Genomic DNA, 24,938 nt, shown 5'->3' on the forward strand with positions numbered 1-24,938 from the left:
CCGTGACCGCAGCGAACACTGGAGCCGTGAACAGAAGTATCCAAAACGATCGCTGATAAGCATATTCGAGGTGGCGACTTTTGATGTTCGTTCGTCGCACTCCTCGCAAACATTGGGACACGTACCGGAGGTACATGTCCCTCGTTAGACCATCCGGCTTTGATGCAGGGCGGCCGCGATGAAACTGGCAAACAGCGGATGCGGTTCGAAGGGACGCGATTTGAGTTCCGGATGGAATTGCACGCCCACGAACCAGGGATGGTCTTCGATCTCGACGATTTCCGGCAGAACGCCATCCGGCGACAGGCCCGAGAATTTCAGTCCGCAGGATTCCAGGCGTTCCCGGTAGCCCACATTCACCTCATAGCGGTGGCGGTGGCGTTCCTCGATATGTGCGACGCCGTAGATCTCCCGCACGCGGCTGCCCTCCGCGAGAACGGCCGGATAGGCCCCGAGACGCATGGTGCCGCCCAGATCGCCTTCTGCCGAACGGGTCTCGACCTCATTGCCGCGCGTCCATTCCGTCAGCAACCCGATAACCAGTTCGCCGTCCTGGGAGAATTCCGAAGACACCGCCTTCTCGATACCCGCCAGATTGCGGGCCGCTTCCAGCACGGCCATCTGCATGCCATAGCAGATACCGAAGAAGGGCACCTTGCGCTCGCGCGCGAACCGCGCCGCAGCGATCTTGCCCTCGACACCGCGTTCGCCGAACCCGCCCGGCACCAGCACTCCGTGCACATCCTCCAGGGGCTCGAACGGATCGTCCTTCTCGAACTGCTCGCTGTCGAGCCATTTGAGATTGACCTTTACCCCGTTGGCGATACCGCCATGGTTGAGCGCCTCGATCAGGGATTTGTAGGCGTCCAGCAGGCCGACATACTTGCCCACGACACCGATGGTGATCTCGCCGTCGGGATTGGCGATGGTGTGCGAGATCTGTTCCCATTTCGACAGATCCGGCTCGGGCGCGTCGTCGATACCGAAACAGTGCAGGATTTCCGTGTCCAGGCCCTGGCGGTGATACTCAAGCGGAACGTCGTAGAGCGAGGACGCGTCTCGCCCCTCGATGACGGCGCTTTCGCGCACATTGCAGAATTGCGCAATCTTGCGCTTGTCGCCGGGCGGGATCGGAATCTCGCAGCGGCACAACAGCAGGTCCGGCTGGATCCCGATCGAGCGCAATTCCTTCACCGAGTGCTGTGTCGGCTTGGTCTTCATCTCGCCGGCTGCCTTGATGAAGGGCAGCAGGGTGACATGCATGAAGACCGCATTACCTTCGCCCAGCTCCTGGCCGAGCTGGCGGATCGCTTCGAAAAAGGGCAGGCCCTCGATATCGCCCACCGTGCCGCCGATCTCGCAGAGGACGAAATCAACATCACCTGCATCGGACAGGACGAACTGCTTGATCTGGTCGGTGACGTGCGGGATCACCTGCACCGTGGCACCCAGATAGTCGCCGCGGCGCTCGCGTTCGATGATACGCGAATAGATGCGTCCGGTGGTGATGTTGTCCGCCTGGCTCGCCGGAACGCCGGTGAAGCGCTCGTAATGGCCCAGGTCCAGATCGGTCTCCGCGCCATCATCGGTGACGTAGCATTCGCCGTGCTGGTAGGGCGACATCGTGCCCGGATCGACATTGAGATAGGGGTCGAGCTTGCGCAGGCGGACCTTGTATCCGCGCGCCTGAAGCAACGCTCCGATCGCGGCTGATGCGAGGCCTTTTCCAAGCGAGGAGACCACGCCGCCCGTAATAAAGATATATCGCGGCATGGGCCGTCTGATTATCCGAGATTCGAGCGCGTCGGAAGACGCGAATGTGAGAAATGATGAGAAAAGCGTGGACGGGCTAGCCGTCGGTCGGCACGGGCGTGCCCTGCTCTTCTTCCTCGATGACACCGATCGCGGGATCATTGGCCGTGCGGTCGAACACGCTCTGACCGTCCGAACCCACACTCGCGACAATAGCCAGGAGGATGCAGTTGGCAATGAAGACCGCACCCAGAACCATGGTGGTCCGCGTCAGCACGTTTGCAGCGCCCCGGCTCGACATCATGCCCCCGCCACCGCCGCCGCCAATGCCCAGCGCGCCGCCTTCGGACCGCTGCAGCAGGATCACGGCGATAAGACCGGCCGCGACCAGGAGCTGGATGATCAGGAGCACTTCTTTCATCGATACCGCCGTTGCTTTGCGCTGTGTGCGGGCATTCCAGACTGGAATATGGGTTTGCGGGACGGCAAACCCAAGCCCGGCTACATGGCGGCGCGTTTTATACCAGGCGCTTCGCCTTGGCCAGCGCCGTCTGCGGTACCATTGTCAGCGTCCTGCCGGGCCTGCTCTGCCGCCAGCTCGGCACGGCGCTGGGCAGCATCGGCCTTGGCCTGGAGACGCTTGCGCAAATTGGAAACCGTGCGTCCGATCTCGTCCTTCGAACGCTCCAGCGTATCGCCGTTGGTAAAGGCCGCATAAGCGCCCATGGCGAGTTCCTTGATCAGGTTGAGGCTGCTCGCCGGCGCCTTGGATCCGTCGCCCAGCGCCTTGATCTGGTCGAGCAGCGCCTCGGAGACTTCTGCAGCCTCCCGGCGGTTGGCCTTGATCAGCTGGGCCTTGAGTTCGCGTCCCGTGCGCAGGAGGTCGGTCGTATCCAGCTTCACAGGCAGGGCTTCGTCGGCCTTGTGCTTCGACGCATGCAGCTCGACGGTAACGACAATACGCATTGCCAGCCGGCGAAGACGTTCAGCGCGAACGGTTTCCTTGGCTTCCTGGATCCAGCCGTTGGCCTCGTTCAGGGCCTCGAAATCGTTCTCGACGGTCGCCTTGAGAATATTCGGCACCGACACGGGCGGGGCATCGGATCCACGCTCTGCATCCTTGCGCCGGTCCGGGCCGATATAGTCCGATGTAACGATAAAGTCCTTGCGCCCCTTGATCAGCGTCTTCACCCGCTCTTCGGCGAACATGGTGGAAAACGGCCGGACGATGACGTCGTCGGCGCCGCATTCGATGGCGCGGCGGATATGGCCGGTATCGCGGCTCCAGGTTGTCAGCAGGATCACCGAGAACGGGTTGGCCCCCAGTTCGCCACGGCGTACCGCACGAACCAGATTGAAGACGTCAGCATCGGTCGCGCTCGATTCGGCGACCACCAGGGTCGGCGCAGAATCAGCCAGCATGGTCTTGAACTCGGCCAGCGAGGAGACCGTTTCGATCTGACGGAAACCGATTTCAAACAGCGCATAACGCGTCGTGCGCTGGTTCGCGTGTACGGGATCGAACAGGAGAACGGACGCGCGTGCGTAGTCGGTCTCGGCCATGTCTTTTCGCTCTTTTATAACTGCTCGGCGCCAATGAATGGCCGAACCTGACGCAAAGAAGTTTCGATCCGCTTACCGCCAGGGTTCTGATCAGCGACCAGCTGCTTCGATTATGCTTGTAAAATCACTGGCTTTGAGAGATGCCCCGCCGATCAGCGCGCCGTCGACATCGGCAAGCGAGAGCAACGCCGCCGCATTATCCGGTTTGACCGAACCTCCATAAAGAATCCGGGTAGTTAGCGGTTCCGGCAATGCGCTTCGGATGAACGCATGCATCGAGGCCACATCCGAGACCGACGCGGTCAGACCGGTCCCGATGGCCCAGACCGGCTCATAAGCTATTACCAGTTCGGAATTCTGAGAAACGCCGGGAAGCGAACCCGACAATTGCTGCCGGACCACATCCTCGGCTTGCCCCGCCTCGCGCTCCTGGCGCGTCTCGCCGACACACACAATCGGGATCAGCCCGGCCGCCAGCACCGCCTCCGCCTTGGCACGCACATCCGCATCGCTTTCTGCATGATCGATGCGCCGCTCGGAATGCCCGACGATGACATGACTCGCGCCGGCATCGCGCAGCATCGGGGCCGAGATGTCACCTGTGTGTGCCCCGCTCTTCTCAGCATGACAGTCCTGCCCCCCGATCAGAATGGCCTCGCCGCTGCACCGCCCAGCCGCTGCGGCCAGGAGCGTTGCCGGTGGACAAACCAGGACTTCTGCCGCCGAAGCGCGAGCAACCGGAGCGATGGTATCGAAGAAGCCGAGATCGGCCGAAAGCCCGTTCATCTTCCAGTTGCCGGCAATCATGACAGTGCGTGGCATATTCCCTCCCCAGGTGCCTCAATCGGTGCATATCGAGCGGTCGAGGATTAGTCGGCCCGGCGAACATGAGCAAGAATGCGGCTGCGTCACCGCAATCGGACGGCGGCCGGTGCTTGCGACCGGGAATCCCGGCCGCTACCTTCCGCGCAACGAAATCCAAAAGGCCCTGCCCGTCATGCTGTCCCTATTCCGGTCCTTCGCCCAGTCCCCTTTCGCGCTGGTGATTATCGTCCTGCTCGTGCTCGCCTTCGCGCTCTATGGCGTCGGCGGGATCTTTACCGGCAGCGGAACAGCGGTCGTGGTGGCCGGCAATCAGCAGGTGTCCGTGCGCGAACTGGCCCAGGCCTACGACCGCGAACTGCGGAACATGCAGACGGAAAATCCCGGTTTCACCCGCGAACAGGCGCAGGAAATGGGGCTGGGCGAACAGGTCCTCCAGCGCCTGACGATTTTCGCCGCGCTCGAGGCCAAGGCCGACGAGCTGGGCATCGCCGTGTCCGGCGACACGCTTGTCAGCGAGGCAGCACGCCAGCCCGCCTTCCGCAATCCGGTTACCGATCAGTTCGACTACGACACCATGGTCTCCGCCTTGCAGCGTGCGGGCCTGACCGAGGAACAATTCCGCGCCGACATGGAAGGCGAGCTACGCCGTCAGCAGATCGTATCCACCCTGGGCAGCGGACTACAGGTGCCGCGGATTTACGCCGAAACACGTTTCGACGTGACCCGGGAACAACGCCGCATCACCGCCCTCATCCTCGATGCCTCCACGGCGGATGAAATCCCCGACCCGACGGACGAGGACTTGGCGAGCTTCATCGACAACAACCGGAACATGCCCGATCCGCGCACCGGCCTGCCGCTGTTCATGGCGCCGGAAATGCGTGCCATCACCCTCGTGCGCTTCCAGCTGGATGATTTCGTCCGCGACGTGGAAATCGACGAGGACGTTCTGCGCGAGACCTACGACTACCAGGTGGAAACCGGCCAGATCGGCACACCTGCGCTCCGCAGCTTCGTACAGGTGACTGCACCGGATGCCGAAACCGCCCATACTGTCGCAGAACGTCTCGCGAGCGGCGAGGCGGCTGACGCCATCGCCACAGAGCTGGGATTGGGCGAACCGGTCGAACTGGCCGAAGTGGAGGCCTACGAGGTCCCCGACAGCAGTATCGCCGACGCCGTTTTTGCCATGGACGAGGGCGAAACCCGGGCCGTTCAGGGCCGGTTCGGCTGGAATGCTGTACAGGTGACCCACGCCGAAGCTGCGAGCATGCCCAGTTTCGAGGAGCAGCGTCCGGCCCTCCAGGAAGAAGCCGCGCGCGCCGACGCCCTGGACGCACTGTACGAGCAGATCGCACAATTCGAACAGGAACGCGCCGGTGGGGCGACGCTGGAACAGGCCGCTGCCAGCTCTGGCTCTCCGATCGAGATTTTCCAACCGCTTGACCGGTATGGCCGCGATCGCAGTCTCGAGATCGACATGGCCCGCTATCAGGCCCTGGGCGCGGAAATTCTGCCGGCGGCGTTCGAACAGGCACAGGGCTTTGCCAACGACCTCACCCAGTTCAACGAAACCGACTACTACGCCCTGCGCGTCGACGAGATTGTCCCAGCCCAGCCCCGGCCGCTGGAAGAGGTGCGCGTCCAGGCCGAAACGCGCTGGCGCCAGATCCAGCTGGATTCCCAGCTACAGGCGCGTGCCAATGACGCCCAGGGACAGCTGGCCGCCGGCGAAAGCCTTGATATTGTCGCCCTGACTGCAGGCGGTCGTGCCGAAAGCACCACGGTCCGCCGTGGCGAGACGGCACCGAACTTCCCGCGCAATGTCGTCAGCCGTGCCTTTGGCCTGGAACCCGGCCAGTGGGAGACCGTTCAGGCCGGCGAAGGGCGGTACGCCATCATCTCCGTCGAAGACATCCTGCCCGCCAACCTCGCCACCGCCAGCCCCGGAGAAATCGCCACACTGCGCGACACCATATCCCAGGACGCCGGCGACGATGTCTTTGTAGCCCTGCAACAGGCATTGAGCCGTGAATACCAACTTGGCGAGGGTGCGATCGACCGCCGGCTTGCCGCTCAGGCCCTCGGCGAATCCCCCACGGCGGCGCAATGACGGCGTCCCGGCCCGCTGCCTCTCCCGATTTCAAGACTGTCGCAGCGGCCTATGATCGCGGCGAAACCTCGGTCATTCATGCACGCCGGGTCGACGACCTGCTCACACCGGTCGCTGCCTATCTCAAACTCGCACGGGACAGGCGCAATGCCTTCCTGCTGGAATCGGTTGAGGGCGGCGCCTGGCGCGGGCGCTATTCGGCCATCGGCCTCGATCCGGACCTGATCTGGCAATGCCGCGAGGGCCAGGCCTTCGAGGCACGCGGCATGGCGGTCGCCGAACGCAGGTTCACACCGCTGGAGGGCAATCCGATGGATGCCCTGCGCGCTGTTATCGAAGACGCGCGCTGCCCGCTGCCGGCCGATGCCCCGCCCCTGGCCTCAGGCCTGTTCGGCTATGTCGGTTATGACATGGTGCGCTATCTCGAACGCCTGCCCGAGGGCGCCGAACCCGATCCGCTGGGCCTGCCCGAAAGCTGCCTGATCCGGCCACAAGTGATGGTCGTGTTCGATGCGCTGAAGCAGGAAATCCAGGTTTATTGCCCTGTCAGACCCGGCGAATTCTCTGCTCGCGAAGCCTATGACGCGGCGGTCGAACGCCTGCACACCACGCTGGCCGCCCTGGCCGGTGCCACGCCCGACCTTGTTCGTCCCGAAGGAGAGCTGGGCGAGCGCACATCCAACCAGACCGACGAGACCTATCGCGACGCCGTAGACCAGGCGAAAGCGTATATCCGCGCCGGCGACGCCTTCCAGGTCGTGCCCAGTCAGCGTTTTTCGGCCGACTATCCGGCCGACCCGTTCTGGGTCTACCGCTCACTGCGACGGCTCAACCCCTCACCCTTCCTGTTCTTTTTCCGTTTCGACGGATTTGAGATCGTGGGATCGAGCCCCGAAATCCTCGTACGTCTGCGGGACGGTGTCGTCACCATCCGCCCTATCGCCGGGACCCGGCCGCGCGGCAAGACGCCGGCCGAGGACGATGCCTACGAGGCCGACTTGTTGGCCGACCCCAAGGAACGGTCGGAGCACCTCATGCTGCTCGACCTGGGCCGAAACGATGTGGGACGGATCGCCAAACCCGGCACGGTACGGATCACCTCGCGAGAAATCGTCGAGCGCTATAGTCACGTGATGCACATTGTGTCCAATGTCGAGGGCGATCTGGCCGAGGGTGATGACACGGTCTCCGCCCTGTTCGCCGGATTCCCGGCCGGCACGGTTTCCGGTGCACCGAAAGTGCGCGCGATGGAGATAATCGACGAGCTGGAACCGCACCGCCGCGGCATCTATGCCGGTGCTGTGGGATATTTCAGCGCCGATGGCGGGATGGATACCTGCATCGCCCTGCGGACCGCCGTGTTCAAGGACGGCCGTATCCATGTCCAGGCCGGTGCGGGTGTCGTGCTCGACAGCGATCCGGAATCGGAACGGGTGGAAACTGTCAACAAGGCCGAAGCGCTGTTTCGCGCCGCCATTGATTCACTGGACGGCTGAAGCATCCGCCGTCGGCTGAGCGGTTTCGGACAACTGGGTCGACAATTCCGTCACGGTAAGGAAAACCACACCACGTTCGCGCGCCGCACCGATCCAGTTCTCGAGCACGTCCAGCGTGGCGCCGTGAGGATGCCCGATAACCACGGACCACCCCCGCGTGCGGGCCAGATCCTCGGCCTCTGCAAGGCGGGCCGATATGGCGCCGGCATCGATGACATGATCGAGGAAGATATCGCGTTGCAGAGCCCGAAGCCCCAGTCCTTCGGCGACCGCCCGGCCCCGGCTTTGCCCCGTAGTCAGCGAATCCAGAAAGAGCGGGTCCTGCTCGGCGATCGCCTCGAGCGCGACGCGCATGGCACGCGGATCAGCCGTGAAGCGGCTGCCCATGTGATTGTTCACACCGACCGCATCCGGCACCCGCGCCAGCGACCAGCGCATACGGGCAGCAAGGTCTGTGTCCGACAGGCCAACGCGCAGCGCATTCGGCCCGGGATCGGCAAGCCCCACCGGTTCCATGGGCATGTGCAGCAGAACATCATGACCGGCTGCGTCGGCTTCTCCCGAAATCCGGGCGGCCGCATCGGCATAGGGCAGGATGGCCACACTGAGCGGCACATCGAGCGCGACCGTCCGGCGTGCCGCGGCCGGATCGAGGCCGACATCGTCGATGACGATGGCAATGCGCGGTGCGGCCGGATTGGTCGCAACCGGACGGACGACAGGATTATCTGGGACAGTAACGGGCAAGGGCAGATCGTCGGCCACACTGATTGCGGACAGGTCGCGCAGCCGGTCAACGCTCAGCTGCTGACGGCCCTCGGGCGCGCTTTCGGATGCCGAAGCAGCCTGGCTGGTGGCGGAGAAGACAACGGCACCAACAAGATACGCACAAGCCACAAGCGCCCCGGCGAAAGCGGGCACGGCAGAATTGAGCGAACGAATCGGACGGTGAGACATCTGCGACATGCGTTAACCAATTCCGCAAAGCCGTTAAACCGGAGTTAAGCAGACGCCGGGATTGGCGAGGCTCCTGAATACGCCTAGGTTTTGCCGACGGGAGAGAAACCATGCTTCTGATCGTCGACAATTACGACAGCTTCACCTTCAACCTGGTGCACTATTTCCAGGAATTGGGGGCCCGCACCCACGTGATCCGCAACGACGCCATGTCGGCCGAAAAGGCCCTGGCGCTTGGACCGGCCGGTATCGTGCTGTCGCCCGGTCCCTGTGACCCTGACCGCGCCGGCATCTGTCTCGGCCTCATCGAGACCGCACCGGCCGATTTGCCCATTCTCGGCGTGTGCCTGGGCCATCAGGCGATCGGCCAGGCCTTTGGCGGCGATGTCATCTCGGCCAAGGAAATCATGCATGGCAAGACCAGTCCCGTTCGCCATGACGGCAGCGGCGTCTTTGCCGGCCTGCCCAGCCCGTTCACGGCCACGCGTTACCATTCGCTCGCCGTCAAGCCGGAAACCGTGCCGGATGTACTGGCGATCACGGCAACCACGGAGGATGGCGAGATTATGGGGCTGGCCCATCGCGAACGGCCGGTTCATGGTGTCCAATTCCATCCCGAATCCATTGCCTCGCAGCACGGTCACGACCTGCTGGCCAATTTTCTCGCCCTGACGGCAGGCCCGCGGGCCGCTGCAGCCTGAAGCCGCATGCACATAGCCGGGCGTTGATATCCCTGCATGGCCGCGCTATTCGCAAAGGTGTTCGCGAGGTTCAATTACGGGTCCAGATGCGTATGCCGTTCCGCAAGACACAGCAGGAAATCCCGACCGGCCCGCAGTCGGCAGGCTTCCCCTGTGTATGCGGTGCGCGCGTTCGATACGCGGCGGCCGCGACCGGGATGTGGCGCTGGCGCTGATCCGCCGCTGCCGACCCGGCCGATTCGCGTTCCGTAAAGAGATCAAAAGCATGACATCCCTAGCCCTTTGCCTGCAGGCATTCAGCCGCGGCGACCGCCCCGCCCCCGGCGATATCGCCAGCGCGTTCGAGGAACTCATGGACGGCAGTGCGTCCGATCCCGCTATAGCGGGCTTTCTGATGGGCCTGGCGGCCCAGGGCGAAACGCCCGGCGACATCGCTGCGGGTGCGCGCGTGATGCGGGCCCGCATGACCCGGATCCAGGCACCTGCTGGCGCAGTCGATACTTGCGGTACGGGCGGCGACGGCAAGGGGGCCTTCAACATCTCGACCGCTGCGGCGATCGTGGCGGCCGGCGCCGGCGCCGTCGTCGCCAAGCACGGCAATCGCGCGGCCTCCTCCCGGTCCGGATCCTCCGACGTGCTGGCCGCGCTCGGCCTCGATCTGGACTGCAGTCCGCAGACCGTGGAGCGCTCCCTGCAGGAAGCCGGAGCCGGCTTCCTCTACGCTCCCGCCCATCATTCCGCTGTCCGTCATGTCGGACCGGCACGCCAGGCGCTGGGCGTGCGCACCGTGTTCAACCTTCTCGGCCCGCTCTCCAATCCGGCCGGCGTGACCCGACAATTGCTGGGCGTTTATCACAGGCGCTGGCTGGTCCCCATGGCCGAGGCCCTGCGCGATCTGGGCTGCGAGCACGCCATGGTGATCTGCGGACAGGACGGGCTGGACGAGATCACCACGACAGCGCCGACCGATATTGTCGAGCTGAAGGATGGCCGCATTCGCGAATTCACATTCGAACCCGAGGCGGCCGGCATCGCCCGTACAGATGAAGCCGATCTCAAGGGGGGCGATCCCGCGCACAATGCCGATGCCATCCGCCGCCTGCTTGGCGGCGAACCCGGCGCCTTTCGGGACATCACCGTACTGAATGCCGGGGCCGCACTGGTCGTGGCAGGCAAGGCCGAGGACATTCCCGCAGGAGCGCGGCTGGCCGGCGCCGCGATCGATAACGGCCGCGCCCTGGCGACGCTCGACCGCATGGTCGCGATTTCGCTCGGTGAGGCCTGACATGACCGCAACGCCCGACACGCTCGCCCGCATCGGTGCCTACAAGCTCGACCACATCGCTGCCTGCAAGACCGCCCGGCCGCTGGCCGAGGTCGAGGCGCGCGCCCGCGATGCCACACCCGTACGCGGTTTTCTGGCGGCCCTCAGGCAGGCATCAGCCTCGAACGGGCTGGGCCTGATCGCCGAGATCAAGAAGGCGAGTCCGTCGAAGGGGCTTATCCGGCCAGATTTCGATCCGCCCGCCCTGGCCCGTGCTTACGAAACAGGCGGCGCCACCTGCCTGTCCGTGCTGACCGACACACCCAGCTTCCAGGGTGCCGACAGCTATCTGACCGCCGCCCGCGCAGCCGTTGCCCTGCCCGCCCTGCGCAAGGACTTCATGTACGACTCCTATCAGGTTGCCGAGGCCCGCATGCTGGGCGCCGATGCGATCCTGGTGATTCTCGCTGCCGTGGACGACGATACCGCCAAAGAGCTGATCGAGGCCGCCGCACACTGGTCCATGGACGTGCTGGTCGAGGTTCACGACACTCCTGAAATGGAACGGGCCCTCACGCTGGATGCACCGATGATCGGTGTCAACAATCGCAATTTGCGTACCTTCGAAACACGGCTGGAGACGTTCGAGGCCCTGGCACCCATGGTGGTGGAGGACCGTTTCCTTGTGGCCGAGAGCGGGATATTCACGCCCGAAGACGCCGTGCGCCTCGAAAGCGCCGGGGCCCGCGCCCTGCTGGTCGGGGAAAGCCTGATGCGCCAAGCCGATGTGACCATGGCGACACGGACGCTCCTGGACCGCTCCGGCGCGGGTTGACCCGCGCGAGGAACACTTGTAGAACAAAATCATGAATTCCTGATTTGTTCCCGCAAACCGAAGCTGCGGTTTGCGAGGTGTTGCCAGGGGGTTGCCGTGCTGACGCGGAAACAGAACGAGCTGCTGCTCTTCATCCATAAACGCATCAGGGAGACCGGCGTTTCGCCCTCCTTCGACGAGATGAAGGAGGCGCTCCAGCTGGCCTCGAAGTCGGGCGTGCACCGGCTGATCACGGCACTGGAGGAACGCGGCTTCATTCGCCGCCTGGCCCACCGGGCCCGGGCCCTGGAAGTGCTCAAACTACCCGAATCTGCGGCCAGTGCCGAACAGGCGATGCCCGAGGGCAATCTCGGCCCCAATGTGGTGCGCGGAAACTTCGCAAAACCCGAAGAGAGCACGCACGAGACCACAATCGACGTCCCGCTGCTGGGGCGGATCGCGGCCGGCGTACCGATCTCGGCGATTCAGCACGAAACCGACCGGCTGCCTGTCCCGGCCGACATGCTCTCCGGCGGCGAGCATTTCGCCCTTGAGGTGAAGGGTGATTCGATGATCGAGGCGGGCATTCTCGATGGCGATACCGTGCTGATCCGCCGCTGCGAATCGGCCGATACGGGCGATATCGTCGTGGCCCTCGTCGATGATGAGGAAGCGACGCTGAAGCGCCTGCGCAAGAAGGGCGGCTCCATCGCCCTGGAAGCGGCCAATCCGGATTATGAGACCCGCATTTTCGGGCCTGACCGGGTCAAGGTGCAGGGTCGTCTGGTCGGGCTGATCCGGCGTTATCACTAAAAGCCGCCAGCAAGCGCCATTGCAGAATTCGGCCAAGAATAGCCCGCGTAATCGTTCTGGTACCGGGATCGTATTGTGCTGACGATTGCGATCTCTTACTAGCCCTCCCCGGCGTACGGATCTCCCCAGATCACGTCTATTAGTGCTCCCGCGCATGCCAACGGCGTGTCCGGGCCGGCAGGACATGACGCAGACGCATCGCGCCGGTCTCTTCCATCCAGACCAGAACACCTCCGCGCCGGGCCAGGCGCGTGCCGTCGATCACCACGGCTTCACACCGCCGGATACGGTGATCCGGAACGGTACGCTCGGTAACGATGAGGCGGGCGCGGCGGCAATCCTCAGCCAACTGGTCGAACGAGGTGAGCCGGACATAATTCGCGGGAGACCCGGCCCCCGGACGGCCGCAGCCAACATCGTCGCACGTCTGCACCAGGGCCTGCGGCCGGCCGGTCTCCCCCTCTCCCTCCAGGAAAACCCGGGCCGGAAACCGGCTCCGCCGCGTATCACTGACGCCCCAACCCGTATCGTCAACGGTTCGGGCCAGGACGACACCATCCCGGGTCACGAAAAGGTCCGGCCGCTCGGTACCTGCCCATCCCGCCAGAGCCAGAACCACCAGGCCCAGGCCGCCCAGCCGCAGTCGTCCCCGTCCCGCTGTCACAGCCGCAAAGCCCGCCGCATAGAGCGCCAGTATCCACCCCGGCGCAGAGACCACCGTTCGTTCGGCCCCCGGCCAGCCCGCCACCCAGTGCGCCAGCGCCAGCACGGCACTCAGCCCCCAACTCATGACGTCCAGTGCGGGGCCGTCCAGACCGACCGGCATCAACACGATCGCCAATACGCCTGCCGGCATGACGAGCAGGGAGAAGACCGGCATGACCAGGAGATTGCCCGCAAGGCCGAAGGCAGCCAGGCGGTGAAAATGAAAGGCGGCGAAACCCGACGTGGCGAGCCCCGCGACAAAGCTGGTCGTGCCCAGCCCGCCGAAAAACGTGCGCAAACCGCGCCCCGCATCGAGCGGTGCCGGCGGCGGACGCCGCGCCTGCCAGACCTGGGCCGCCGCGATCAGCGCGGCCACGGCGGCGAAGGACATCTGGAAACCCGGTGTGACAACGGCTTCGGGCGTCATGGTCAGCACCGCGACAAGCGCAACGGCAAGTGTATGAAATGACAGGGCGCGGCGCCGCACGAGGACGGCGCCCAGAACGGAAGCGGTCATGATGAAGGCGCGCTGCGTCGGGATCGCCGCACCGGACAGCGCCAGATAGATCGCCGCCGCCACCAGACCTCCAATCGCGGCGGGAACGGCCGCATCGTGCCGCGCCGCCCAGCGCGGCCAGGCGGCGAACATAGCGCGAATGGCGAAGAAGATACCCCCGGACAACAGCGCCATATGCATGCCAGAAATTGCCAGCACATGGCCCAGCCCGGCGGTCCGCAGGGCCTCGACATCCTGGGGCGGCAGCCCCGACCGGTCACCGGCCAGAAGAGCCGCGGCGAGCGCGCCCGTGCGTTCGTCCAGTCTTGCGCGAATACGTTCGGCCATCGCCCAGCGCAGGCGCGCCAAGGCTCGTGACGCTGCGTCGGCCTCCAGGCCCGGTCCGGCGCGAGCCGGCTCGACCGCATAGCCCGTAGCCGCGATACCCGCGAAATAGGCATGAAAGGCGAAATCGTATCCGCCGGGAACGGCCGCTGCCCGCGGCGGCGACAGGACAGCCCGTACGGAAACGGCATCGCCCGGTCTGACGTTGCCCGCTTCACCCAGAACCCTGATCCGGTAGGCCCGCCGTTCCGCCGTTTCGGGAATGCGGACGACCAAGCGGGACCGCCCCGACGCGCTGGCCTCGACCGCACCCAGCCAGCCGGTCACATGGATCGCCCGGCCTCCGGTATCGATTGCCGGGATTTCTCCGGCGTGCGAGGTCCGAAATTCGCTGCGAACCAGGCCGAACAGCACGCCCGCGGCAAGCAGAACCAGCAAGCCACCCGCCGCACGCCCGGGCCGGCAGCAATGCCACAGGCCAGCCGCCAGTCCTGCCGCAACAAGCCCCCCATAGACAGGCAGGCCGGGCGCAACGGGCAACGAAAAATAGAGTGCAGAGCCCGACATTACCCCTATAGCGAGTATGATCGCCGGGCTGAAAAATGCCGCGACCTCAAGAACAAGGCCCGATTTTTTCAAGTGGCCGGCCACGAAACGCGGCAGGCGCGCGTCAGGATGAAGCACGAAGCAGCCTTCGGTCTATCGCAAAAGCTGGTATTCATGCTAACACGACTTTCCCTTCTTGCAGCGCAGCATGAATTCGCACGTGCAAAACACCGACAGCCCCATCCGTACGCGCTTCGCGCCGTCTCCGACCGGCTTCCTCCATATCGGAGGCGCCCGGACCGCCCTGTTCAACTGGCTCTTGGCCCGGCATCATGGCGGGCAGTTCTTTCTGCGCATCTAAGACACCGACCGCGCCCGCTCCACCCAGGATGCGATCGACGCCATCCTCGACGGGCTGAGCTGGCTCGGACTGGAATGGGATGGCGATGTCGTCTCCCAGTTCGGGCGCGCCGAACGTCATGCCGACGTCGCGCTCGAACTGCTCGCCAAAGGCCACGCCTTCAAATGCTACTGCACGCCGGACGAGGTGCAGGCCCTGCGCGATACCGCTTTTGCCGAAGGCCGCGCACTGCGTTCGCCCTGGCGCGACCGCGATCCGGCCGAAGCTCCGGCGAACACGCCCTACACGATCCGCTTCCGGGCGCCCGACACCGACATGATCGTGCAAGACGCAGTGCAAGGTACGGTGCGCTGGGCCGCGAAGGAGTTCGACGATCTCATCCTGCTGCGCTCGGACGGCTCGCCGACCTACAATCTCGCTGTCGTCGTTGACGATCACGATATGGCGATCACTCATATCGTGCGCGGTGACGATCATCTGGTGAATGCCGGGCGGCAGAGCCAGATCTACGACGCTCTCGACTGGGACCGCCCGATCTTCGCCCATGTGCCGCTGATTCACGGCCAGGACGGCAAGAAGCTCTCGAAACGCCATGGCGCCCTGGGCGCTGAAGCGTATCGCGATATGGGTTATCTGCCGGAAGGCCTGCGCAATTACCTTCTGCGCCTTGGTTGGTCGCACGGCGATCAGGAAGTCTTCTCTGACAAGGAGGCGATCGCAGCATTCACGCTGGACGGTCTCAACAAGGCGCCCGCGCGCATGGATATGGACAAGCTGAACCATATCAACAGCCAGCACATGGCACGCGCCGACGACGTACGGCTTGTCGGCTTGGTTCAGCCTTTCCTGGACGGGCTTGAAGACCGGGTAGAAGAGCCCTACATCGCCGAGCAACGTCTTCTGGCCGCCATGCCCGTCCTGAAAACGCGGGCAGCGACACTGGAAGAGCTCGCACACCAAAGCTATTTTCTGCTCAAATCCCGCCCGTTCAGGCTGGAAGGCAAGGCCGCCAAACCCCTCAATGACGAGGCGAGGCAGCGCCTTTACCGCCTTTTCACCCGTTTGACCGATTTGACCAGCTGGACGGACGAAATACTGGGCGCCGAGCTGAAGGCGTTCGCGGAAGCTGAAGAGATCGGCTTCGGCAAGGTCGGGCAGCCATTGCGGGCCGCACTGACCGGCGGAGCCCCGGCTCCGGACCTGGCGCAGGTCATGGTCTTTCTCGGCCGTGAGGAAGCGCTGGCGCGTATCGAAGATCAGATGATGGCGGACGCCTGACGCGCGGCCGCGAACCTAGGGGATGACGTGATGGAAAACAAAGCCAAACCGAACGGATCGGCGACGCTCACCTTCAACGGCAAGTCGCTTGAACTGCCGGTTCTGAGCGGGAAAATCGGTCCGGACGTGATCGACATCCGCAAGCTCTACGCCGAAACAGGCCTGTTCACCTACGATCCCGGCTTCACCTCCACGGCGAGCTGCGAAAGCCAGATCACCTATATCGACGGCGACGAAGGCACCCTGCTCTATCGTGGCTATCCGATCGACCAGCTGGCCGAACAGTCCAACTTCATGGAGGTCTGCTATCTGCTGCTGCACGGCGAACTGCCCAGCGCGGATGCGTTCGAGACTTTCGACTGGACCATCCGCCGGCACTCCATGCTGCATGACCAGTTCGACCAGTTTTTCCGCGGCTTCCGCCGTGACGCCCACCCGATGGCGATCATGGTCGGCACGGTCGGGGCCCTGTCGGCCTTTTATCACGACTCGACCGACATCAACGATCCGGAGGCACGCACCATTGCCAGCCACCGGATGATCGCCAAGATGCCGACGATCGCAGCACGGGCCTACAAGTACGCCATCGGCCAACCCTTCATCACGCCGCGCAACGAAATGGACTATGCCGCCAATTTCCTGCGCCAGTGCTTTGCCGTGCCGGCCGAGGACTACAAGGGCTCCGATGTGCTCGCCAAGGCGATGGACAAGATCTTCATCCTGCACGCGGATCACGAACAGAATGCCTCGACCTCGACCGTGCGTCTGGCCGGCTCGTCGGGGGCCAATCCGTTCGCCTGTATCGCCTCGGGCATCGCCTCGCTGTGGGGCCCCGCCCATGGCGGTGCAAACGAAGCCGCGCTGAACATGCTCAACGAGATCGGCACGGTCGATCAGATCCCGGAGTATATCCGCAAGGCGAAGGACAAGAACGATCCCTTCCGCCTGATGGGTTTCGGTCACCGCGTCTACAAGAATTACGATCCGCGCGCCAAGGTGATGCGTGATACCTGCCACCAGGTGCTCGACGAGCTGGGTGTGCGCAACGACCCGACCCTGCAGGTTGCCATGGAACTGGAACGGATTGCGCTGGAAGACGAATATTTCGTCGAGAAGAAGCTGTATCCGAATATCGATTTCTATTCGGGCATTACGCTGAAGGCGATGGGGTTCCCGACCGAGATGTTTACCGTGCTCTTCGCGCTGGCCCGCACTGTGGGATGGATCGCGCAATGGTCGGAAATGATCGAGGATCCCACGCAGAAAATCGGCCGGCCGCGCCAGATCTTCACCGGTGCCACGCCGCGCGACTATGTCGGTATCGCCGAGCGCTGAGTTGCTACGTAATTCCTATTGAAAAGGCCGTTCCCAAGAGCGGCCTTTTTTTATTGTGCCAGCGTATCCAGCACAGCGTCTGCAGCCCGATCCGAAGCCCGGCCATTGCCGCGCATCCGGGCCGTCGTCTCGGTCAGGCGCGCCGACAGGGCCACGCGCCGTTCCGGATTGTCGATCAGGCCGGCAACACGGTCGGCAAGCCTTTTCCCGGTGGCACTCAGCTGGATGATTTCAGGCACGAGTTCCTCGTCGGCAGCGATATTGACGAGGCTGATATATTTCGACTTCATCAGGTTGAAGGCGCGCGCCAGCCCCCAAGTGATCCATCCCAGCTTGTAGCTGGTCACGGTCGGCACGCCGGCTGTCGCCAGTTCGGTGACGACAGTGCCGGAACAGGCCAGCGAGACGTCGGCCGCGGCGAAGGCATCGGCCTTCTCGGTCTCGTCCACAACGACCGCACCGGCATAGCGCCCGTCGGCCGCCAGACGAGCCTTCACATCCGCCTCCACGGGATCGGCCAGGGGGATTACGACCTGCAGATCGCGATAGCGTTTGCGCAAGCGCGCAACCGCGCAGGAAAACGGGCCGAACAGGCGGCGCACTTCCGAATTCCGGCTGCCGAACAACAGGACAAGAACCGGCCCGCGCCCGGTCATGCCGTGCCGCTCGCGGAAGCCCACCCCGTCGCCCGGCTGGAGACGCTCGAGTGTAGGATTGCCGACAAAGGTGACCGGCAGACCGTGCGCTTCATAGAAGGGCGCGTCGAAATTCAGGATGGTTAGTAGCCGGTCGACAGTCGCTGCCAGGGTAGCGGCCCGTCCCGGACGCGTCGCGAAGACTTGCGGGCCGACATATTTGATCAATCTGATCGAGGAGTCGGCCGCGCGTACGCCCCGGGCCACACGCAATGTGTAGCCCCAACTGTCAACCAGAACGACAGCGTCGGGCTTGTGCGCGAGAATATCTGCGACGCTGGCAGCCACCGCAGCCTTGACCCGCCGATATGCCAGTAATCCGTCTATCCAGCCGAAAATGGCGAGATTGGCAATATCGATGGCCGAGTGGATGCCCTCCTCCGCCATTGCGCGGCCACCAATACCGGCAAAGCGGACGGCACCGTTCGTGCGATCACGCAGGGAGCGGATCAGCGCTGCGCCAAGATGATCACCCGAGCGCTCGGCCGCGACGACATAGATGAAGGGGTGCCGGCTCATGCCCGCCCGGCGGGCCGGATCTGGAGGAAGAGGCCCGCCTCCTCCAGAGCCCGGATCACGCCCTCCCGGTCGACAATCAGGGCACCGCCGGCTTCCAGAGCGATACCCGCCAGGCCGGCCGCAGCGCAGAGCTGAACCGTGTCAACGCCAATCGTAGGCATGTCGACCCGGCGCTCCTGAATCGGCTTGGGCCGTTTGGCAAGAACACCGAAACGCGCACCAGGGCAGCCGCGCAGCGGCTGCGGCAAGCTGGCGACGCGCTCCAGCATCGCATTCGTACCCTCCTGGGCTTCTACGGCCAGGACGACCCCCCGGGCGACGACAGCCCCCTGGCCGATATCCAGACGCCCGATTTCCGCGGCAATCGCCATGGCCTTGTCGGCATCTTCCTGAGCCTCGTCATCCGGGGCCGCACCCAGACACCCCGCCTCGGCACTCAACGGGCCCAGAAGAGAATCCGGTCCGACTATCCGAAAACCGGCGCGCTCAAACTCGTCGACCACTACGCGCAACACCGCATCATCGCCCTTCCGGCCGGCAGCCAGGGCGCGCGGTACCATTTTCAGGCCACGCGCATCCATGCGCAGCGTCCTGATGTCGGGGCGCGAAATATAGCCGGCAAAACACACCGCATCACACCCGGCCGATCGCAGCGATTTCACGATACCACCGATCTCGCCAACGGAGTGTTCCACCGAGTCGATATCGTCAAAGTCATCTTCGGCAAATCCCGAAATCCGTATGACGAACGGCGGCTGCGCGCCCATCGCCCGCACGATCTCGCGCGGCAAATCCCCGCCGCCCGCAATCAGTCCCAGCTTGCGCCATCCGGCGCTGGCGGAGATCTCAGTCATGCGGCATGCAGACGGATCGTTTCGCATCCTCGCGAATGAAGGCGATGATCTCCATCACCGGAGCGTTCTCGCGATAGATGTGCGCAACATCGTCGACCCGTTCCTCGAACGTGCCTTCCTCAGCAAACAGGAGCCGGTACGCCGCCCGCAGGTCGCGCAGGGTTTCGCGCGGCATACCGCGTCGCTTCAGGCCCACAACGTTCAGCCCGGCGAGATGGGCGTGATTGCCGATCACCGAGCCATACGGAATGACGTCTGCCGTCACCATGGCCATGGCGCCGATGAAGGCATGCCGGCCAATACGGCTCTTCTGGTGAATGCCCGCATAGCCGCCGAGAATAACGTGATCGGCGACAGTGGTCTCGCCACCGATCGCGGCACCATTGGCGAAAACGACCCGGTCGCCGACGATACAGTCGTGCGCCACATGAGCCCCGACCATGAAATACCCGTCATTGCCTATCACGGTCCGGCCCCGGGCGAATGTCGTGCCCGGATGCATTGTGACATTCTCTCGCAAGATATTGCGCTGACCGAGAGTGAGCTGGGTATCCTCACCCTGGTATTTGAAGTCCTGCGGCGGATGACCGAGGTGGACCCCGGGATAGAGTACGCAATCATCGCCCAGCACCGTGTGCCCGGCGATGGTGACGTGCGATATCAGGCGCACCCGGTCGGCCAGCTTCACATTCGGGCCGACGATGCAGAACGGTCCGATCTCGACGCCCGAACCCAGCTGCGCGCCCGGATCGACAATGGCCGTGCGATGGATGTCGGGTCCGCTCATGGATTTTCCACCGCCTTGGCCGAGAACTCCGCCTGCACGGCCCGGACGCCGTCGGCAAAGACTTCGCCCTTGAACTTGAACACGCCGTGGCGCGCCGCCGTCACGCTGACCGGCATGCGCAGCATCATTCCGGGCCGCACGGGCGAACGGAAACGCACCTTGTCGGTACCCATGAAGAAAACCGTCGCGGCATTGGGCGAGACATTGAGCGTCTTGTACATCAGGACGGCGCCGGCCTGAGCCAAGGCCTCGATCATCAGCACGCCGGGCATGACGGGATTGCCGGGAAAATGGCCGGGAAAGAAGGGTTCGTTTGCCGTGACGGCCTTGAGTCCCACGATCGACTCGCCCGGCTTGTAGTCCTCGGCGGCATCGATCAGCAAAAAGGGATAGCGGTGCGGCAGGAGATGCAGGATTTCGCTGTGTTCTATCCGGTTGGACACCCGGTCAGTCCTTCTTCTTGGTCTTGGCTTTTACGAGACGGCGCAGTTCGGCCACCTGTCGCATGTGCTGGCGGATCGGCTGGGCGGGATCGCCCTGCCAGGTTTCGCCGGCGGGCACGTTGTGGGCTACCGCGGAATTGCCGCCGATCCGTGCGCCCTTGCCGATTTTGACATGGTCGTGCAGGCCGACACGCCCGCCGAACAGGACACCATCTTCTATCACGCAACTGCCGGATATGCCGGCATAGGCCGCCATGGCGACATGACGCCCGACCTGCGTGTTGTGGCCGATGTGACAGAGATTATCGATCTTGCTCCCCTCGCCGATCCGCGTTGCCCCGAACAGGCCCCGGTCGACGCAGGAATTGGCCCCGATCGTAACCGCATTCGCGATGTCGACCGTTCCCAGATGCGGCACGTCGACGAGCCCCTCGCCGGATACTGCGACACCAAAACCGCTCTCGCCAATCACAGCTCCCGCCAGAATATTGCAGTCTTCGCCCAGATCGGCACACTGGACCACGGCGCGCGCACCGACCCGGGTCCGCGCCCCGATGCGGCAGCCTGGGCCGATAACGGCGCCCGGCCCGATTTCAACATCGGCCCCCAGCTCCGCTCCCGCACCGATCGTCGCGTCCGGCGCAATGTGCGCCGATGCTGCAATCGACGCGTCAGTCGCCACACGCACATTGCCGACCAGCGACTTGCACCGGAACAGGCCGGCACTAGCGCGAGCAAAGGCCGTTCGCGGATGATCGTGAAGGAGAATACACGCACCCAGATCGGCGAGGCGTTCCTCCAGCTCCGGCCGGGCCAGAACCGCAACACCGTCAAACCGCCGCTCGCCGGAGGACGGCTTCGCTGAGTCGATATAGGCCAGCGTGCCCGGCCCCGCCTCGTCGAGGGGTGCAAGGCCGTCAATCTCCGCCGTTCGGTGCCCGGAATCAGAAATCGCCGCGCCCGAAAGCGCGGCGATCTCGTCAATCGTGAGCGGGCCCAGCCGGTCGTAGAAACGCGGATCGGCCACGATACGCTCTACTGCTGCTGACCGGCGCTCGCCGCAGCGGCTTCCTGCGAGACACGCACGCGGGTGACGGTCACGGTGGGCAGCTGCTGATTCAGGCGCTCGATCACGGCCTGGGAAATATCGAATTCCGGCGAAGCGAAGACCAGATTGCCGCGATCGATCAGGATATCGACACCGCGCTCTTCCACGACGGCCTGCAGGATCGGTTGCAAGGCTTCGTAAACCGGGCGCATGGCCTGGCGTTCCGTCTGGACCAGTTCCTGCTGGCGGGCCCGGCGCGCGAGCTCGAATTGCTGCGCATTCTGGTTCAACGCTTCGATACGCTGCATCAGGTCGGGACGGCCCTGGATAGCCTGCGGGGTCATCGATGCGGTTTCCGCATTGAGACGCTCGGTCTCCTGCTGGATCGGCTGACCCATCGCGGTCAGCTCGGCATCGATTTCCGTCGCGATTTCCTGGATCCGCGCCTGGATGTGCTGACCCACAGCGCTTTCGCGCAGCACGCGCTCTTCGTTGAAGACGGCGATGGTCGGTTGTCCCTGCGACAGTGCCGGCGCTGCAAAGCCCGCAATGACAACCGGGAGGATAAGGAGTGTCTTGAGAAATTTCATAACCTTAGAACCCTGTTCTTGTACTGAACCGGAAGAACTCGGCTCGGTCGTAATCCTCGCGGATGAACGCTTCCGCGAAGTCGAACCGGACCGGTCCGAACGGCGAATCCCAGAAAATGCTCAGGCCGGCGGAGGCGCGCAGCGCCATTTCGTCGACCGTGAACGCTTCACCTGCCGCGCCTTCCTCGATCTGATCGCCGGAATCGAGCAACCCGAGGGTACCGAACTCCGTGAACAGACTGCCCCGCACACCGTACTGTTCAGGCAGGCCGAGCGGGAAGGACACTTCGAACGCCCCGATTGCATACAGGCGGCCACCCAGGGCATCGCCCCGCCTCAGCTCGCCGGTATCCTCGTCACGGCTGACGATACGCGGCCCGATACCGGCCACTTCGAAACCGCGGAACGAGTTGCCGCCCTTGAAGAAGCGGTCGTTGATGCGCACCGTATCACCTCCCCACGGAAGGACGAAACCGCCATCCATGGTGAAGCTGGCCACGACTTCATTGTTGAAAATCCCCGGCAGGACCGGCTTGAAGAAGGCCCCCGTGATTTCCGACCGGACATAGCGCACATCGCCGCCAATACCCGCAAAACCCTGCGAGAACTGCAGCCGGTAGCCATTGCTCGGCTCTATCGGATCGTTCAGGCGGGACCAGTTCAGCGTATAGGTCAGAACCGAAGTTGTGCGGTCGCCCGCCTGGTTCAGCAAAGCCTGGGATGCGGACCGGAAGACCAGAACATTGTCATTCCGGATCGTGTAGCCCAGCTGCAGATTGGTGGATGCCGTCACCGGAAAGCCCAGACGCAAGCTGGCGCCGGTCGACTCGGTCTGGAAGGAGGCTTCCGAGAGGAAGTCGGAATTGACGCGGAAAAGATCGAAGCCGGCCGCCAGATTGCGATCGAGGAAGCGCGGCTCTGTAAAGCGGATATCGATCGACTCCCGGTTCGAACTGGCCGAGATTCGGAAGCGCAGGAATTGGCCCCGCCCCCGCAGATTGCGCTCGGAAATGGACAGGTCGACCAGGAAGGCATCGGTTGAAGAGAAGCCCGCTCCGAAGGCAAGTTCGCCGGTCGGTTGCTCGGTCACCTGAACATTGACACGGGCGCGGTCGGGCGCGGAACCAGGGGTCTCCCCAATCTCGACTTCCTCGAAGAAGCCGAGCCGGCGCACATTGTTGCGCGAACGGTCGATCAGCACCTGGTTGAAGGCATCCCCCTCGACGATATCGAGTTCGCGGCGGATCACGCGATCCAGCGTCCGCGTATTGCCGGCAATATCGATCCGCTCGATGTAGACCCGCGGGCCCTCGTCGATGACGAATTCGATGTCGACCGTATTGTCTTCGCGGTTCCGGGTCGTGCGCGGACTGATGTTCACGAAGGCATAACCCGATGCCCCGGCAGCGAAGGTCAGCGTGTCGATCCCGTCTTCAACCAGCTGCCCCTGGAACAGGTCGCCCGCCCGCATCGGCAGCATCATCGCCAGATACTCTTCGTTGAGATCAGCGATTTCAGTCGAGACCGTCACCTCACCGAAATTGAAAACTTCCCCCTCATCGACCGTGATGGTGATGTAGAAGCTTTCCTGGTCCGGTGTGAGTTCGGCGACGGCAGAGAGGACACGGAAGTTCGCATAGCCTTGGTTCATATAGAATTGCCGCAACAATTCCTGATCGTATTCAAGGCGGTCGGGGTCGTAATTGTCGTTGGATGAAAAGAAACGCCACCAGCGCGATTCCCGCGTCACCAGCTCGCGGCGAAGCCGGCGGTCGGAGAAGCTGTCATTGCCGATGAAGTTGATCCGGCGCACGCCCGTCACCGGGCCCTCGGAGATCTCGAAAATCAGGTCGACACGGTTTTGCGGCTGCTCGACAATCTTCGGCGTCACCGAAGCTGCAAAACGGCCCGAACGGCGATAGACCTCGATAATGCGTTGAACATCGGACTGCACCCGGGCACGGGTGAAGATAGCGCGAGGCTGGGCCTGGATCTCATCGGTGATCTTGTCGTCATCAATGGCGCGATTGCCTTCCAGGATCACCCGGTTGATGATCGGGTTTTCCTGCACCCGCACGACCACTTGAGCACCGCGATCCTCGATCTGCACGTCGGAGAACAGGCCGGTCGCCATCAGGGTCTGGATCGACAGGTTCACCAGGCGCGTATCATAGACTTGGCCGGGCTGGATCAGCAGGTAGGAAATCACCGTGTCCGCTTCGACACGCTGATTGCCCTCAACCAGAATCTGCCGGATCGCCGGTTGGGCCGGCGCCTCCTGGGTCACGGCCTCCGCGGGCGCGTCCTGCACACCGGATTGCTGGGCCGACGCTATGGTCGACAGGCTCACAGTCATCAGGGCTGCGAAGAGCGCACGCAGAACACTTGCCATGGAAAGATCGCCGCTTGCTGGGCCCGGTCAGAAAATCTGCCCGAGCAGGTAATTCAAGTCATTCCAAGTCGCTACAAGCATCATACCGAGCACAAGTGCAAGTCCCACCCGGAATCCGATGGCCTGCGCTTTCATGCTCAGCGGACGCCGGGCAACCGCCTCATAGGCGTAATACACCAGATGGCCGCCGTCGAGGATGGGGATCGGTAGAAGATTCACCAAACCCAGTCCAACCGACAGGAAGCC

General features: G+C 63.7%; 21 protein-coding genes and 1 pseudogene. 8 read left to right on the plus strand and 14 right to left on the minus strand.

What is annotated here, in order from left to right:
- Positions 1-144: 144 nt before the first annotated feature.
- The 4 genes from Q1U94_RS02770 to tpiA form a co-directional block, all read right to left on the minus strand.
- Positions 145-1,773, minus strand: coding sequence for a CTP synthase (locus Q1U94_RS02770; protein WP_300541709.1), 1,629 nt, complete (start codon positions 1,771-1,773; stop codon positions 145-147).
- Between the two features lie 76 nt (positions 1,774-1,849).
- Entirely contained in the window at positions 1,850-2,173 is a 324-nt protein-coding gene (gene secG / locus Q1U94_RS02775) for a preprotein translocase subunit SecG (protein ID WP_300541711.1), read from the minus strand.
- Positions 2,174-2,253: 80 nt separating this feature from the next.
- A complete protein-coding gene (locus tag Q1U94_RS02780) occupies positions 2,254-3,315 on the minus strand; it encodes a response regulator receiver protein (protein ID WP_300541713.1) in 1,062 nt (353 codons plus the stop codon).
- Positions 3,316-3,405: 90 nt separating this feature from the next.
- The gene (gene tpiA, locus Q1U94_RS02785; protein WP_300541715.1) at positions 3,406-4,137 is read right to left on the minus strand and encodes a triose-phosphate isomerase; all 732 of its coding nucleotides are present in this window, start codon (positions 4,135-4,137) and stop codon (positions 3,406-3,408) included.
- 175 nt (positions 4,138-4,312) lie between these two features.
- Here tpiA and Q1U94_RS02790 point away from each other — a divergent pair, with 175 nt between their 5' ends.
- Both Q1U94_RS02790 and trpE read left to right on the plus strand, forming a co-directional pair.
- Complete coding sequence (locus Q1U94_RS02790) at positions 4,313-6,253, plus strand: peptidylprolyl isomerase (protein WP_300541717.1); 1,941 nt, start codon at positions 4,313-4,315, stop codon at positions 6,251-6,253.
- Positions 6,250-7,749 carry an anthranilate synthase component I gene (gene trpE / locus Q1U94_RS02795; RefSeq protein WP_300541719.1) on the plus strand — a complete coding sequence of 500 codons (1,500 nt, stop codon included), beginning with the start codon at positions 6,250-6,252 and terminating at the stop codon, positions 7,747-7,749. The genes Q1U94_RS02790 and trpE overlap by 4 nt, the downstream gene beginning before the upstream one ends.
- On the opposite strand, the gene Q1U94_RS02800 is transcribed toward trpE, so the two are convergent.
- Complete coding sequence (locus tag Q1U94_RS02800; RefSeq protein WP_300541721.1) at positions 7,735-8,715, minus strand: divergent polysaccharide deacetylase family protein; 981 nt, start codon at positions 8,713-8,715, stop codon at positions 7,735-7,737. The two genes, trpE and Q1U94_RS02800, sit on opposite strands and share 15 nt — an antisense overlap.
- 101 nt (positions 8,716-8,816) lie before the next feature.
- Between Q1U94_RS02800 and Q1U94_RS02805 the strand changes: the two genes are divergently transcribed.
- The 4 genes from Q1U94_RS02805 to lexA all read left to right on the plus strand — a co-directional run bounded on the left by Q1U94_RS02805 (position 8,817) and on the right by lexA (position 12,298).
- Positions 8,817-9,407, plus strand: coding sequence for an aminodeoxychorismate/anthranilate synthase component II (locus Q1U94_RS02805; protein WP_300541723.1), 591 nt, complete (start codon positions 8,817-8,819; stop codon positions 9,405-9,407).
- Positions 9,408-9,672: 265 nt separating this feature from the next.
- Complete coding sequence (trpD, locus tag Q1U94_RS02810; protein WP_300541725.1) at positions 9,673-10,692, plus strand: anthranilate phosphoribosyltransferase; 1,020 nt, start codon at positions 9,673-9,675, stop codon at positions 10,690-10,692.
- A gap of 1 nt (position 10,693) precedes the next feature.
- Positions 10,694-11,506 carry an indole-3-glycerol phosphate synthase TrpC gene (trpC, locus tag Q1U94_RS02815; protein WP_300541727.1) on the plus strand — a complete coding sequence of 271 codons (813 nt, stop codon included), beginning with the start codon at positions 10,694-10,696 and terminating at the stop codon, positions 11,504-11,506.
- Between the two features lie 96 nt (positions 11,507-11,602).
- A complete protein-coding gene (lexA, locus tag Q1U94_RS02820) occupies positions 11,603-12,298 on the plus strand; it encodes a transcriptional repressor LexA (protein ID WP_300541729.1) in 696 nt (231 codons plus the stop codon).
- Between the two features lie 139 nt (positions 12,299-12,437).
- Here the strand turns inward: lexA and Q1U94_RS02825 are convergent, their stop codons facing one another.
- Positions 12,438-14,411 carry a ComEC/Rec2 family competence protein gene (locus Q1U94_RS02825; protein WP_300541749.1) on the minus strand — a complete coding sequence of 658 codons (1,974 nt, stop codon included), beginning with the start codon at positions 14,409-14,411 and terminating at the stop codon, positions 12,438-12,440.
- 187 nt (positions 14,412-14,598) lie between these two features.
- Between Q1U94_RS02825 and gltX the strand changes: the two are divergent.
- Both gltX and gltA read left to right on the plus strand, forming a co-directional pair.
- Positions 14,599-16,029: pseudogene (gltX, locus tag Q1U94_RS02830) on the plus strand (glutamate--tRNA ligase).
- A 30-nt stretch (positions 16,030-16,059) separates the two neighbouring features.
- Positions 16,060-17,364: a citrate synthase gene (gltA, locus tag Q1U94_RS02835; protein WP_300541731.1), complete on the plus strand. Its 1,305-nt coding sequence runs from the start codon at positions 16,060-16,062 to the stop codon at positions 17,362-17,364.
- Positions 17,365-17,414: 50 nt separating this feature from the next.
- On the opposite strand, the gene lpxB is transcribed toward gltA, so the two are convergent.
- The 8 genes from lpxB to Q1U94_RS02875 all read right to left on the minus strand — a co-directional run.
- Positions 17,415-18,578, minus strand: coding sequence for a lipid-A-disaccharide synthase (gene lpxB / locus Q1U94_RS02840; RefSeq protein WP_300541733.1), 1,164 nt, complete (start codon positions 18,576-18,578; stop codon positions 17,415-17,417).
- Positions 18,575-19,432, minus strand: coding sequence for a UDP-2,3-diacylglucosamine diphosphatase LpxI (gene lpxI, locus Q1U94_RS02845; protein WP_300541735.1), 858 nt, complete (start codon positions 19,430-19,432; stop codon positions 18,575-18,577). The genes lpxB and lpxI overlap by 4 nt, the downstream gene beginning before the upstream one ends.
- Entirely contained in the window at positions 19,425-20,219 is a 795-nt protein-coding gene (gene lpxA / locus Q1U94_RS02850) for an acyl-ACP--UDP-N-acetylglucosamine O-acyltransferase (protein ID WP_300541737.1), read from the minus strand. Before lpxA ends, lpxI begins: the two co-directional genes overlap by 8 nt.
- Complete coding sequence (fabZ, locus tag Q1U94_RS02855; protein ID WP_300541739.1) at positions 20,216-20,662, minus strand: 3-hydroxyacyl-ACP dehydratase FabZ; 447 nt, start codon at positions 20,660-20,662, stop codon at positions 20,216-20,218. The genes lpxA and fabZ overlap by 4 nt, the downstream gene beginning before the upstream one ends.
- 4 nt (positions 20,663-20,666) lie before the next feature.
- Positions 20,667-21,689, minus strand: a complete 1,023-nt coding sequence (gene lpxD, locus Q1U94_RS02860; protein ID WP_300541741.1) for a UDP-3-O-(3-hydroxymyristoyl)glucosamine N-acyltransferase — start codon at positions 21,687-21,689, stop codon at positions 20,667-20,669.
- Positions 21,690-21,697: 8 nt separating this feature from the next.
- Entirely contained in the window at positions 21,698-22,300 is a 603-nt protein-coding gene (locus tag Q1U94_RS02865; protein WP_300541743.1) for an OmpH family outer membrane protein, read from the minus strand.
- A 4-nt stretch (positions 22,301-22,304) separates the two neighbouring features.
- Positions 22,305-24,692, minus strand: a complete 2,388-nt coding sequence (bamA, locus tag Q1U94_RS02870; protein ID WP_300541745.1) for an outer membrane protein assembly factor BamA — start codon at positions 24,690-24,692, stop codon at positions 22,305-22,307.
- 27 nt (positions 24,693-24,719) lie between these two features.
- The coding region (locus Q1U94_RS02875; protein ID WP_300541747.1) for a site-2 protease family protein at positions 24,720-24,938 on the minus strand (219 nt) is incomplete at its 5' end.

The sequence above is a fragment of the Maricaulis sp. genome, assembly GCF_030149515.1.
GTDB lineage: Bacteria > Pseudomonadota > Alphaproteobacteria > Caulobacterales > Maricaulaceae > Maricaulis.